The sequence below is a fragment of the Mycolicibacterium diernhoferi genome, assembly GCF_019456655.1.
Classification (GTDB): Bacteria; Actinomycetota; Actinomycetes; order Mycobacteriales; family Mycobacteriaceae; genus Mycobacterium; species Mycobacterium diernhoferi.
On record NZ_CP080332.1, the window covers coordinates 1,959,643 to 1,974,747 of the forward strand.

Consider the following 15,105-nt stretch of genomic DNA (forward strand, 5'->3'; position numbering starts at 1 on the left):
TGCAACTCCCCGTCGACTTCAACAGAGGCCGTCAGTCCGCCGTGTCAAGCCGTCCGTCCAGGTACTCGTTCACAGACGGGTTCACTATCACCTGCTTCTCGCCATCGGCAACCTTGCGTGTCCAGTGATTCTTGGACCGCTCCACGACTACGGTGTGCTGAGCATCGGAGCCGATTAGCATGCGCCGCGTCGACAGTAGACGCCCGTGCTCGCGGGCTTCACCCCGTGTCGGCGGTCGCACTGCCGTGCATGCCGGGCACAGCCACAGGTTGGCCTGCGGTTGACTCACGCAGCGCTTGCAGATGTTGACGGCGCATGCGTCGCACGCCACCGCCTTGTCGATGCAGACCGCACACGTCGCCCCGCCGCAGTAGTTACAAAACGCAAAGCCTGCGCCGAAGTGACCTTCTCGGTCGATTGCCCCTGAATCGAACAGGGAGCCCGTGCTGCCATTGACGCGGCGAGCCTCCATCTGCCCGGCTGCGAGCGTGCGTTCGTAGCGCCAATCGTGGCCGTCCTCGACGGTGACAAGTTGCTCGATATGCGCCCCGACCTCCAGCTGTGCCCACGCGGTTGTCGGCTGGAACGCCTGTGCAAGGTTGATGCGTAGCCGATCTGGAAGCTTTTCCAGTTGCGGCACCCGGGCGCTCGTTGGTGGGTTCCACGCCATATGCGCGTCCCCCGAGACATCGGCTCCAACCTGAGGGCCGGTGCTGATCGTGCCTATCGGATTCACGGTGACGGATGATCGCACTGCATTGGTGACGGAGGAGAGCCGTACCTGTCGGGGGTCGGTGAACACGCTGACTGTGTCGGCATCTCCGAGGCCCAACCATCGTGACAAGGCGGTTGCTGTCGCGGCATTCTCGGATCTGTTGATTGCGTACCAGCTGGTTTGCCCAGCGATCCGGACCCCGAGCGCAGTCATGGAGGCCAGTTGGACGACCGCGGCTTCTGCCGTCGGAGCGCCGTTGCTCGATGCATATGCCCGCACGGCCGGGACCGGTTCCCAATCGTCACTGACCCACTGCGGTGTCGCCGTCGCCGCAACCCATCCCGCTGTGGTGTCCTCGGCGACCGAACGTTCAATTGTGGTCCTGCACAGTCCCTGCGAGGAGATGCAGATGTCGTAACCGAAGCGTTCCCAAAAAATGTCAAGGCCGGCGGTCAGCGGCGTTGACATGTTTGCGAATTCGTGTGCCAGTCGTCCAGGCGCGATGGACGCGGGTGTGGGTTCCTTTCTCGGCGAGGGGAACTCCGGTGCGATGATGGGGATCAGATCGCCCACGGGGTCGTTGAAAGATTGGGTACCAGAACCGGAGGCCTGTAGCTGCTCGACGGACCAGGCCGGACGGTATGAGCGTTCGGTGCTGACGATGAACCGTGAGCCATCGCGGGGTTGTTCAGGCTCGACACTGTGAATCTTGGGCGTCACTTGAGCTTCGAGGATGCCGCTGGCGGCCAAGGCAAGCCGGTAAGCATTATCAATACTGTTCTTGTCGAACACCTTCCAGACGATGATCGAGTCGTTGCGGACGATCGCCTGCTCGACGGTTTCGCCGCGCTTGATGAGCACAACGCTGGCGTCGGCGTCGGATCCGATACGAACTTCGGCGCCCGACAGCACCAGCGACTGGGGCAGCGAGGCTCTTTGAGAATCGGTTGCGGTGGCCAGATGCGCGCACGCAGGACAGGTTTCCTCGACGCGGCAGCTTCCGCACACCGTGCGGTCGCACATTGGGCAACAATTGACTTCGGGATCTCGTCCGCAATCTGAGCACGCGTGGTCTCTGCAGACGACGCATCGTTCAGCGGGTGCATCATGTTCGCTTGACAGACAACGCCGGCACACTGAGACGTAACACCCGGGGCACGGTAGCGACGCCAAATGGTCCAGCTCATCACAGGACGGGCACGCCCAGGCACGACACGAGCCGCAGAGCGCAGCGGTGCCGCCGGGGTAAAAGTGGCCGTCGCGGCAGACACCGAAGTCGGTTTCCGGCGAACCCAACGGGCTCAGCGGTTGACCGTCAAAGGTCCGGTACGTGTGGACGGCGGTGCCATGCCCACGCCAATTTTCTTTGACTTCCAATCCGTTGCGCAGTGACGCGGTGAAGGGACGGCTCGTCTTGGTCAGCAGTGCTGTACTCAACCCCGTAGGTAATGGGCGAGTCGTCTTTGCGATTGCGTGGTTCGGGCGGACGCCAAGCGCGGCCAATGACTCATCGTTGGCTGACTCCAGCTCGAAACCGGATTCCAAGTCGACAAGTTCCGCGACGGTGCGAATCTCACGTTCAACAAGAGTGCACTCGCTCGGCGAAGGGAACGGCGCAGTGATGGTGGTTATTTCGTGGATGCGCTTGCCGATTTTGCCGCCCGGCATTCGGATCGAGTTGAGATAGTCGAAGCCGGCGATCTGGAATGCAAGGTTCCTGCCGGCCGGGCATGCGGTCCACGTATCGGGTTGTGGCTGCCCGTCCGTCGATACAAAGACAAGTACTGCCTCATTTCGAGATTGAAGCGAAATCTGTGTCCCATCGAGGGCGGCGTTGCCGATTATCGGACTATCGCCGGCTGGGCTCGTCCACTGCATCGGTTCGAACTGGCGATCGGCAACGGAGATGCTGCCGTCGTCGCATACCGTGGACACCTCTTTGGCGAGACCATCCGCTTCCAGATATAGATCCGTGAAGCTGGCGCGACGGGTGACCATCACCATGGGCGGGGCCGGGGGTGTTTCCTCCGATCGGAGCTTCTGCAGCAGCTTCCCTATGCTCATTGCGCGTTCAGGCACGACGTTCGCCTCGTCGTGCAGCGGAACGTCGGCGATCGCTGCCGAATCGATGGCGGAACCGCTCGTCGCGGCAATGCTGAGCTCTGTCGCAACCGCTGATGCTGATTTCAGTTTGGCCCGGGTGTCGTCCTGTAGATCGCGACGCCCGATGAGATTTCGCAGTGTGACACCGCAGTCCAGCGGCAGGCCATTGCTCACGGCGTACGACCGCATCCGCTTCCGGTGCGGATCATCGGCATCCTTATCGCGCACCAGAGTGTGCGACTGTCCGTCCGGCCGATGCAGTTCAGCAACACGGTCGCCGACCAGCAGGGTCGTTCCGCCATTCAGGCGCCAGGCGAGCGCGAATTCGTTGTCCAACTCGGGTACCCGCTGCGGGAACGCGCAACCGCGGCACAACCCGCCGCCATCCGCGCGGCAGGCGCCACAGCTGGCCAGTCCGCAGATCGGGCAGTCGGCGAACACGGCATCCTCACCGCAGGCCCCGCAGAGGACGTGATCGCAGGACTCGCAGTACTGCGTCTCCGCTTCGCTGACACAGTGCGAGTCCGAGCACAATGCCAGGACTTCGATCGGGTCCCCGGATGCGTCGCTCACGAAAAGTGGCGGCTCCGAATCCTCCCACGGATAGGTCAACGTGGCTTCGGCACCGTTTGGGCCTGCCCAAACCTCCTCGACCAACCAGTCATCCTCATCGAGGGTGAGTGCGAGGATCTTCGCCCGCGCACGCACGTCCGGAACCCGGCTGAGGCGCTTCTCTTCTGAACTCAACGCGCGCTGCAGCCGGACACTGTCCTCGTAGGAGGCCTCGTCGATCTGTGCCGAATACCCGGTGCGGATACGCTGCAGTTCCGCCGCCTGGTCCGCTTCCACCTTGTCCGCCAGGTCGCGGCGGAGTCTCTCCAACTGACCGGTCGCGGCCTTCTCGAACGCAGCGATGACCTCCGACGGGGTGCCGAACGCCGCCGGCAGTGTTTCACCATCCTGCAGCGGCCGGCGAGGCAGTCGAGTTTGGTGGTGGCCGTTGATATCCGCGGTCAGCAGGTGCTCGGTTGTTTCACTCTCGCCCACTGCAGCACGGAACGTTGCCTGCCCGCTCCACGAGCCCGAGGGGACAAGGTGTCGGCGGAGCAGCGTGACATTGTCGGCCCGTTCGAGCGGGCTGTCGCCGATGTCGTCGGGCACCACCGGCACGGTTGCGTGCATATCGCCGCGCATACGGAGCAGGCCGAGGATCTCGTCGAATACCGGTGAGCCAACCGCGCACAGCTCGGCATCCGGATGGTGCTCCATGCCGATGCGGTCGAACGCGAGGTGCATCAGCGTTCGGCCATCGAGTTCCTGTTCGTACTCCTCGTCGAACTGTGCCGTGATGAACGCTCCGTCACCCTCCCCGGTGTCGTGGAGTAAATCTGCGCCCAGGGCTTTGAGGACGTTGCGCGTCCAGGTTTGCACCCGACGTTGCCGCATGCGTGCGCGCTCGCTTACTTCGGGGGCCAGTTCGGTGGCTCCGGCCTTGGACAGGCCTTTGCGATGTTCGAACGCCGAGGCCATCCAGTTGCTCAGCCCGCTGTCGGCAGCGATGAGCGTGGATGCGCTCTCGCGGGCCTGCGCGAGCTCGGTACCGAGTTGACCGAGCAGGTTCTGCATCTTCTTGTCGTTGTCCGAGAAGAGCGCTTCGAGGATCCGGGATTCGAAGCTGGCGGATTTCGAATCGTCGAGTTCACCGAGGATCGTGGTGACCTGCCCGAACAGAAGCTCGAACATCCGTAGCTTCTCGGCGAGCAGCCGATACACGCTTTCGTCGATGGTGCCCTGCGCATACAGGTTGGCGATGAACACCTCGTCCTTGGGCTGAGTGAGGCGGTCGACGCGCCCGATCCGCTGCTCGATTCGCATCGGATTCCAGGGCAGGTCGAAGTTGAGGACGCAGTTACAGAACTGCAGGTTCTGACCTTCTGCGCCTGCGTCGGTGGAGATCATCACCGGGGCTTCGCCCGACCGGAACGCGGCGATGGTAGCGGCGCGTTCACCGGCAGACATCGATCCGTGGAACGAGCGCGCGGTGATTCCCTCGACCTCCATCCGGCGGAGGAGACCGGTCACGGTGTCGGTGTGCTGGGTGAAGACCAGTACCCGACCATGCTCTTTGAGCCACTTGTGGGTGATCTCGATCGCGGTGTTCTCACGTGCGGACTTCTCGATATCCATCGCAAGGTGGCCGACTTCTGTGAGCACCGCCCGCACCTTCGGGTCGGGATGTCTCTCGGCCATCCTCAGCGCGGTGGTCCCCATCGAGAACGGGCTGGCCGTGAGCCGGAGTGCCAGGCTCCGCCGACGCATCGCGTCCCCGGGGTCGGTCATGACACTGCGCAGTAGCTTCGTACACAGCGCGTAGAGCTCACGCTCGCGCGGGCCGAGCGTCACAGGCACGTCCACGGCGCGGCGGGTGACACGGTCGACACCGGCCTGAGCGCGGGTCGTGCGGATCATTGCGCTGCTGATGAGACGACGCAGTGCCGCAGGATCATTCGGAGTACGCGGGTCGTATCCCTGCATGAACTGCCGCTTGAATTGCTGTACGGAGGTGAAGGTGCCCGGACGCAGCAGCTCGACCAGCCGGTAGAGCTCGAGCAAGTCGTTCTGAACCGGGGTCGCGGTGAGGAAAAGGGCATACCGACACGCGGTGGTCAGGGCGGTGATGAATTCGCGGGTCTTCCGAGCGCCGGCACCGGCGGCACGGTGCGCCTCGTCGACAATGACGATGTCCCAGGGTTCCGCGGTCAGCTTCGGGGCCGAATTGCGTCCGAGCTGCAGGCTCATGATCAGCTTGTCTTGTTTGTGTACGTCGGTACCGCGAAGGGCGACGTCGAAGTTCAGGTCGAACTTCTGGTGCATCTCCTCGCGCCACTGCTCGCGTAGGGGAGCGGGGCACAGGATGAGCACGCGTTTTGCCAAACCCCGCAGGGTCAGTTCCTTGACGGCCAGGCCGGCTTCGATGGTCTTACCGAGGCCGACCTCATCGGCGAGTACGGCGCGCCCGCGCAAGCGTGACAACGCATGTCGCGCGACGGCCTCCTGGTGTGGCATCCGGTCGACATTGGCGACGTCGACGGCGAGCAGTTCTTCGAAATCGTCGAGCGTGGCCAGTTCTTCGCCTTGCAGTCGCAGCTCGACCAGTTCGAGATCGTCGAAGCCGGCGGCCTTGAGTTGCTCGCCGAGCAGTACGCGGGCGTCCTTGAGAAACCCGATCGCTTTGCTCGCGCCGGCTGACCAGTCATACTCGTTGTCGGCGTGGAACTGACGGTCGACGGTCCGACGTCGCGCAACCTTCGCAGCCACGGTCTTGTTGTGGATCGGCGGGGTTGGTGGCGACTTGTAGATGGTGACCATCTCGGCGCCTGGGGGCAGTATGGACAGGCGGTAGACACCGTCGACCAGGCGAAGGCGGAGCAGCCCACCGTCTTGGCCGTAGTCCTGCAACCGTTCGGTGAGGATGTCCCCGGCCAGCTGCCTGCTCTTGCCGCTCCATTGGGCGAAGAAAGGGTCACCGTCCAGTTCGAGGGCGAGCGTGGTGCTGTGCTGGGGCAGCGCCAATGCCTCACGTTCCCGTTCGGTGAGCGAAAGCTCCCCCGACTCCAACAGCTGGTGGGTGATCCGCTTCTCAATCATCCTGTGTCACCGTGATTCCGAGTGTTTGGGCGCCGCGAGGGGTCAAGACGAGACTCTGATAAGGCGTGCGGGTCGACTCCCGTTCCACGGTGCGCCGATCGATGAAGCCTTCGGCGAGAAGTTTCTCCACCGCGGTATTCCACCGTTTCTCCCCATTGCGCACATGGCGGAGAGCCCCGAACTGGGGGCAACTGAGGACGCCCGCGCCGAGCGGTCTGCCCTCGCCGAGCGATTCCAGACCGAGCACGGCGGCACGCAGGCTGGCCTCACCGTAAGCACCCTTCTTGAAGGCCGATGCCCACCCCACCGCCTGGAGGACGGTCAGTTCGGCGTTCACAAGGAGTTCCGGGTCGGGGACCATGTGGTCGGGTAGCGCCGCCCACGGTGGGGACTCGTCGTTGCAGCGGTCGCAGGTGACGATGTCCCGGCTCGTGCAGTCGGCGACGGTGTCACCGAAATGCTCGCCGATGGCGATCCGGCGACACGACGAGGCCTGTTCGGCGTAGTCGATCATTGCCTGCAGGCGGCGTTGTTGCCACTGCTTCCAGCGTGTGGACTCGCGTTCGAGTGCGTCCCGCGGCGCGAGGTGGGAGAGCAAACGGACCCTGCGGAGCCGGCGGGAGCTGGAGAACGTGACGAACCGGTCCAGGGACCAGTCGATCAGTTTCTGCTCCAGTTCGTCGGGGTCGTAGCCGCGTTCATCACGGAGCTGGTGGAAGTCGATCTGGACGCGGACATTGGGGCGTGCTCGGTTCGCCTTGTAGAACAACTCCCGGAACAGACGGCGTTCGTCCTCGTCGGTCGGTTCGCGGAATCCGACGTCCACCGTCCCGCGGGCCGAGCAGTCCAGCCCGAGTTTCAGCGCGCCGACTCGCTCGAGCTGGGCCAGGTGCACATTGACCTCGTCGTCGTCGATGCCGAGTTTGTCCGCCAACTCATCGACGTCGAATACTCGACTGTCACCGCGCTCGGGACATGTCCACAGCAGCGTCAGCAACTGCTGGGTGATCTGCGCGTCGGCCTTCGACTCGTGCGAATTGATCAACCGGCGACGTCGGGCGATATCGCCGCGGGTGTAGAAGAGCACGCAATCGCCGGTGACATCGGGAGCACGTGCGGCACGGCCGGCTTCCTGGGCGTATCCATCCAACGAGTCCGGGAGGTCGTAGTGGACCACCCAGGCGATGTTGGGTTTGTTGATGCCCATGCCGAACGCTTTGGTGGCCACGATGATTCGGGTCGTGTCAGAGTCGAAGTCTTCCTGGACGGCGTCGCGTTGTTCGGGGACCATACCGGCGTGATAGGCGCGAGCAGCGTGCCCGGCGCGACGCAGCATTGCCGCGATCTCCTCGGCGAGTGCACGTTTGGTGACGTACACGATGCCGGGCTTCTTCTCGGACCAGGTGACGAACCGGAGCAGCTCTCGGACCCTGTCCCGCTCGTCGACGCATCGATGGACGCGGAAACGAAGGTTGGGGCGGTCGCTGGGCTCCCGCACGACGGCGGGGTCGAGCATGTCCATGGCCCCGACGATGTCGGTCTCCACTTCGGGCGTGGCCGTCGCGGTGAAACCGGCGCGGGGCGGGCGGGTGTCGAAGGTTGCCACCGATGCGGGTACCTGCCGGAACTCCGGTCGGAAGTCGTGCCCCCACACCGAAACGCAGTGTGCCTCGTCGACCACGACACGGTTGAGCTGCTGGCGCCCCAAAGCCCCGCGGAGCACCGGGTCTCGGGCCAGCCGTTCCGGGGAGACGTACAGCAGCCGGACGTGCCCACTGGCGGTGTCGCGCAGGATGTCTGTCTGCACCACCCGCGACGTGGTGCCGGTGATGCCCTGGACCGGACGGATGCCGCGCCGGCCACGCAGGTCGTTGACCTGATCCTTGATCAGTGCGATAAGGGGAGACACGACCACCGTGGCGCGAGCCTGCGGGGCGAGCAGTGCCGGTAGCTGGAAGCACAAGGACTTGCCGAACCCCGTGGGCAGCACGGCCATCACGTCCTGGCCATCGATGATCGCGCGCATCACTTCGAGCTGTTTGGGGTGAAGGTCGGTGATGCCGAACAGTTTCTCTGCAGCTTCGATGAGCTTCGCGGTCGGATCCTCACCTTCGAGGAGCCGCAGGTTCTCCAGCAGTTGACTGACGTCGTCGCGGCCGAAGGAGATCGCCGTGCTGAGGTCGGGTGCTGTGCCGGTGACGAATTCGATGGCCGTCGTCCACGCATCGTCGCGATCGATGGCCTCATGGATTGCTGGCCCGGGCAGCGACCCCAGTAGTACCCGCTGTGCCTGTGTCGGTGAGTGCAGCCGGCGGTCGCAGATCAGTGCGGCGCCGATATCGTTCTCGGAGCGGATGAGCCGACCGAAGCCCTGAGTGAACTGCATGGCGGTCATCGGCAGAACGTACTCAAGAAACGGGTCACCGCCGCGTTCGGCGATGGCGCGCTGGCGTGCCGACACGAGCGGATCGTCGGGATGCGGGTACGGGGGCTTCTCGATGAACAGGTAGGACAGGGTCTCGCCGGGGGCGTCGAAGCCCTCCCAATACGATTTGAGCCCGTAGAGCACGGTGCCCGGCTCGGAATTGAACCGATGTGAGATCTGCGACCGGCCGTGTTCACCCTGGACGAGAAGCTCGACTCCGCGTTCAGCAAGTTCGGCAGCCTTCGCGCGGACGCCGTCGGCGACGATCTCCATTCGGGTCCGCGCGGCGAACAGGATCAGTGTTTTGCCGCCGGAAAGGCTGAGGAACCCGGCCTGGTCTGCGGCCATCTCCTCACAGAACTCCCGCTCGTTGACCGGGATGGGGATCGGTAAGTGGTTGGTGAGGACCACCTTTGACTGTTTCGCGTAGTCGAACGGCGACTGCAGACGTAGGCCGCGGAAGCCGCCATCGGCCGCTGTGGGATCGATCTCGATCCCCAGGCGCGAGCTGAGGTAGTCGAAGCGCTGCTCGACGGTGAGGGTGGCCGAGCACAACACGGTCGAATGCATCCGGTCGACCACGAACTGCTGGAATTCCGGGAAGACGTGGATGGGCAGCAGCTCGTAGGCCCAGGCGTCCGGATCGTCCTCTTCGGCGGCCAGCCGGTACACCCAGCGGTGGCTGTCGGGCAGCGGTCCCAGTGTCTCCAGAATTGAGACAGCGTTGTCGATCCGCTCGGCGTGCCCGTTGAGTCGGCGCTTCGCCGAACCGACGCCCTCGACGCCGCTCAGCGACTGCCCCAGCGCGGACACCGCCTTCCCCAGTTGGATCAGGGCGTACCGCAACGTCGATGCCGATTGACGTAACACTCGGAATTCGGGGCGAGAGTTGACGATTCCGGACTGGAGGACTGCTGCATGCGCCCGACCGCCGTACTCATGGAGGTAGGTGGTGACGGCCTGGGTGAACTCGATGCCGGCCGCGCGGATCGCATCGCAGCTGCTCGCGATGCTGTCGATGGCCTCTTTGACCTCGGTACGACCGTTCGACCGCTTCCGGATGTCGCGCATCATCCGGGCACGGGGATTCAGGGAGTTGACGACGATTTCGAGGTCGATGGCGTCGACCCGGCCGGTCCACGCCGAGGTCAAGGAATCTTCGAGGGCGTGCGCCTCGTCGAAGACAACATCGGCTCGGCGGTCGGCGAAGATGTCGCCGGGTGCCTTGGCGGCGGTGACCCAGGCTGCCATCAGGGCGTGGTTGATCGACACCACGCCTGGCGTGCTGGCAAGACCCTCGCTCTGCTGGACAACCGGGCAGATCTTGGCCCAGGTGCAGCCGGCGCGGTCGCATCCCGCCGCGTTGGTCCTCAGGCGAGCACGGGTGCGCGCATACCGGGCGTCCGAACGCTTGAGGACGTCGTCGGTGACGTCATCCCAGGTGCCGGTGGGGGACTCGGCGATCGCCCGGAAGGCGACCGCCAACGCCAGACCTGAGGTCTCTTGATCGGCGACCGCGTCTTCGAGTTCCCGGGCGCAGACATAGTTGGCGACGCCCTGCAGCTGGCGGAACGGGGCTCCGAGGAGGTTCTCCTGCTGCAGCCGGGCCGCTTCGGCGCGCAACTGTCCCTGGAGCGCTTTTGTTGCAGTCGCAATGATTACGGGCTGACGGGGACGTGATGCACGGGCGAGTGCCGGCAGCATGTACGCCAACGACTTACCGGTTCCGGTGGGTGCCTCGACCGCGAGATTGCCACCTCGGTCGAAGACCTCGGCGACGGCGTGGGCCATTTCTTCCTGCGCGGGTCGTTTCCGGAGATTGCGCAGCTCGCGCAGGACCGGGAAGGTGTCCCGAGTGCCCGACCATGCATCGGAGGCCTTAGGGCCGGCCGGGTTCAGCAGCGGGTCGGGATCCCGGTGCAGCGTGGACAACTCGGGTGGGCCGGGTAGCGATGGCAGCAGCAGCGCGAGCGGATTGCGGTGGGTTTCCAGGGTCGCGATGGCGAGTTGCCAGCTGGGTTCGGCAACGTCGACCTCGGCCAGTAGGGCGCGGATGACGGCGGCGGTTGCTGTGGCGTCCGAGTGGGCACGATGCGCCTCTTGGTTGGTGATGCCGTAGCGGAGCGTGAGGTCGGCGAGCTGCCGGTTGGGTAGCGCCACATCCACGAGGAGGGAGAGGTGCAGACTGTCGGCGCTCGGCGGGAACTGGGGGACCGACAGTCCATGACGCTTTGCGGCCTGCACCAGAAACGGCAGATCGAAGGCGAGCAGGTTGTGCCCGATCAGCAGATCGGCACTCTGCAACCGGGTGGCCAGGACATCCAGGGCATGAGACAGCGTCACGGCGTCAGCGCCGACTTGGCCGTCCGGTACCGCCACCTCGACGCTCATCAGTTGCGTACCGTCCAGCCGGGCCAAGGCAATCTCGGTGATGAAATCGGTGGCCTTGTTGAGGCCGGTGGTCTCGATATCCAGCACCGCCACTCGGTCCAGCGGGACGCGGTCAGGCTGCGGTGAGTACCAGGGTCCGTCGGTGGGGTTGGGGTCGGTGACGGGGTGGCTCTTGTACGCGACCGCCACGTGGAGGAGCCCGTCGTCGGTGACGGCAAAGCGGTGGGGGAACCGATCCGGCCACTGCTGGAGCCGCTCCAGGGTTTGGGCGAAACCCTCCTTGCGGAGCTGTTCTCTGAGTTCGGGTGCCGACAGCGGGCCGTGTTCGAGCAGCAGACGATGCGCCGTCTCGGCGGCCGGCGGCATGGGGCGCTCGGGCGTGCTCATCAGCGGACCGGCACGGTGAGGGGTCGAAGGTGCACACCACGGGTCCGCACTGTCTTCGCCACACCGACCATCGAGCTACGCCCCCTGCAAAACAAACGTTCGCGTCAATATAGCGCGAATGCGGGAACGATACTCGACGTGTCTGACATGCTGACCTCGTGGTCCACCGGTGGCGCGGATAAAACAATCCCGCAGCCTAACGCCTCGTGCGCGGTGACGCGAGAGTTTTAGCAAACACGGATCGCGGCTTTCGCAACCTGGATACCCCGGCGCGGAACGCCGCGCTGCGCGTGACAGATCCTGCGCAAGTTGTCACATAGCCGCGCTAGCCTCACCGCGTGGAAACCGGACTGTATGAGTCAGTGCTTACGTCGCGCCTTCGCTCCGCGCTCTGCGCGAATACGGGCCTGCACACTGAGCTGAGCACAGTCGATGAGTCTGAACAGGCGCTGGTCCTCGCCCGCCACCTGAGTCCGCTAATCGAGCGGCAGCTGCGTGCTGCGCGGGGCGCAGAAGAGCGAGCGCGACTTACCCAGAAGATTTTGGAAGCTCTCGGCGACCCCGAGCTCCTCGACCATGTGCCGGACCAGGACGACCCGACAAAGATTCGACGCTTGGACTCCGTCACGGCTGACGCACTGGGTTCGGTTCGGCCACCGCGTCCGGCCACACCACTGTCGGATGCCGCACTCATGACCAACGCGCGGAATGAACCGACCCTCGCTGCTGAGCTGCGCGCCGAGTTGGCCAGCGCGGACGAGGTCGACCTCCTGTGCGCCTTCGTGAAGTGGCATGGAATTCGTCTCCTGGAGCGCGAGCTCACCCAACTGCGCGAGCGCGGAGTCCCGTTGCGCGTCATCACCACGACCTACATTGGTGCTACTGACGCGAAGGCCCTAGACAGGCTGGTCGAAGAATTCGGCGCCGAGGTCCGCGTCAACTACGACACCAACATGACCCGGCTCCACGCGAAGGCGTGGCTCTTGCGGCGTAACACCGGGTTCCACACCGCCTACGTTGGCTCATCCAACCTGTCGCAGTCGGCTCTGGTGGATGGCTTGGAATGGAACGTGCGACTGTCGGCGGTCGCGACGCCACACCTGTTGGATAAGTTCCGTGCGACCTTCGATTCCTATTGGGAGAACCGCGAGTTCGAGAGGTACCGACCCGCAGAGGACGGGGCGAGGCTGCGCAACGCACTGGAAATCGCATCGGGGAAGAAGCAGCGCGACCCGTTGGCGATCACGCTGTCCGGTTTGGAGGTCACGGCCAAGCCGTACCAAGCCGAGCTGTTGGAGCAGCTCGACGCCGAACGGGCACTGCATAACCGTCACCGCAACCTCATCGTTGCGGCCACCGGCACGGGTAAGACCGTCATTGCCGCGCTGGACTATCGCCGGCTGGCCCGCGAGGTGCACGGGCGGGACCTGAAGCTGCTGTTTGTCGCACACCGCAAGGAGATCCTGACCCAGGCACGCCGGATGTATCAGGAGGTCCTCACCGATCCCACCTTTGGCGAGTTGCTGGTCGGTGGAGACCAACCGACGCAATGGCGTCACGTCTTCGCCAGCATCCAATCGCTGACGGATGGACGCCTTTCCACGATTGAACCCGATCATTTCGACGTCGTTGTGATCGACGAGTTCCACCATGCTGAGGCGCCGTCTTATCGCCGCCTCCTTGACCACATCGCCCCCATGGAGCTGCTTGGACTTACCGCCACGCCCGAACGCGGTGACGGTAGCGACGTCCGCGAATTCTTCGGCGGACGCGTGGCCGCAGAGCTGCGGCTATGGGACGCGCTGGAACAAAACCTGCTGTGCCCGTTCCACTACTTCGGGGTGTACGACGGCACCGACCTCGAAAAGCTGCAATGGCGGCGCGGCGGATATGACCTCGCCCGGCTCAGCGAGGTCTACACCGCCGACGACGCCCGTACGCGCATCGTGCTCGATCAGGTCCGGGACAAGATCGCCGATGTTGGATCGATGCGGGCGCTCGGGTTTTGTGTCAGCGTTGAGCACGCCCGATACATGGCGGAGAAGTTCGTCGTCGCGGGAATTCCGGCGCGCGCGGTGGTGGGCCTCGACGACAGTGCCGAGCGCCGCGAAGCGCTGGAGGCCCTGCGCAACCGCGAAATCAACGTGTTGTTCACCGTGGACCTTTTTAACGAAGGGCTGGACATTCCGGTGGTGGACACCGTTCTGTTTCTGCGGCCGACGGAGAGTGCGACGGTCTTTCTGCAGCAGTTGGGGCGCGGACTGCGGTTGGCGCCGGGCAAGTCGGTGCTGACGGCGCTGGACTTTGTAGGCCATCAGCGCAAGGAGTTCCGGTTCGATCAGCGGTTCCGAGCGCTCACTGGGTTGGGGCGGAAACAGCTGGAAAGAGAGATCAAGCACGGGTTTCCGTTCCTGCCGTCGGGCAGCCAAATCGTGCTGGATGCTGTCGCGCAGAAGTTGGTGTTGGAGAACGTGCGTCAGCAGATTTCGCCGAAGAAAGCGGCGCTGGTTTCCGAAGTTCGGGCGCACCCCAACGACCAGCTGGCCTCGTATCTAGAGGAATCCGGACGGGGGCTCGAGGACATTCTGCGCACCGACCGGTCATGGACGACGCTGTGCCGTGCTGCCGGCAAGTTGGGGGAGGAGCTCGATCCGCGGGAAGCCGAGCTCGTGAAGCGGGTCAAGGCGCTCGCGCACGTGGATGACCGACAGCGAGCGGACGCGTACCGAGCGCTGCTGGACGGTGGTGCTGTGACTGAGCAGCGATTGGCGAACATGCTGTTCTACTCGCTCTACCCGAACGGTGGGGGATTCGACACTGCGGCAGCCGGACTCGAAGCGCTCCGTGGGGAAGCGGTAGCGGCGGAGATGCGCCAGGTCGTGGACATCGCCTTCGAAGCGGCGCACCGCAGCACATATGCGCTTGGAGACCTGGTGCCGGAACTGGCCGACGTTCCGTTGGCTCTGCACGCTACGTATTCACGAGAAGAAATTCTCGCCGGCCTCGGCTGGGTGTCGGACAAGCGGACGCCCTCGACTATGCGGGAGGGGGTGGCGTGGTGCCCGGCGGCCAACGCCGACGCCTTCCTCATCACGCTGAAAAAGTCAGACAATGACTACTCGCCGACCACGATGTACCGCGACTTCGCGCTCAGCTCAGACTTGTTCCACTGGGAGTCGCAATCGACGACCACCTCGGCGTCACCGACCGGGCAGCGCTACATCAATCACCGTGCGAAGGGCTCGCACATCCTGCTGTTCGTGCGGGAGACGAAGACCAACGCGCTCGGGGCTGCGCCCTACATTTTCCTCGGGCCCGCGGACTACGTGTCGCATGAGGGAGACCGGCCGATGGCGATCACGTGGCGGCTGAAGCGGCCGATGCCGGCGGAGGTGTACCTGGGTGCGCGGGCGGCGGTGGCTTAGCGAGGTGAACG

General features: G+C 64.4%; 3 protein-coding genes. 1 reads left to right on the forward strand and 2 read right to left on the reverse strand.

Annotation, left to right across the window (positions count from 1 at the left end; genetic code table 11):
• Nucleotides 1-31: 31 nt before the first annotated feature.
• Together K0O62_RS09295 and K0O62_RS09300 are read right to left on the reverse strand one after the other, a co-directional pair.
• On the reverse strand, nt 32-6,466 hold the full coding sequence (locus K0O62_RS09295; RefSeq protein ID WP_073858568.1) for an SNF2-related protein: 6,435 nt from the start codon (nt 6,464-6,466) through the stop codon (nt 32-34).
• On the reverse strand, nt 6,459-11,669 hold the full coding sequence (locus K0O62_RS09300) for a RecQ family ATP-dependent DNA helicase (protein WP_073858569.1): 5,211 nt from the start codon (nt 11,667-11,669) through the stop codon (nt 6,459-6,461). Before K0O62_RS09300 ends, K0O62_RS09295 begins: the two co-directional genes overlap by 8 nt.
• Before the next feature lie 338 nt (nt 11,670-12,007).
• On the opposite strand from K0O62_RS09300, the gene K0O62_RS09305 reads away from it, so the two are divergent.
• A complete protein-coding gene (locus tag K0O62_RS09305) occupies nt 12,008-15,094 on the forward strand; it encodes a DEAD/DEAH box helicase (protein ID WP_073858570.1) in 3,087 nt (1,028 codons plus the stop codon).
• Nucleotides 15,095-15,105: the final 11 nt, after the last annotated feature.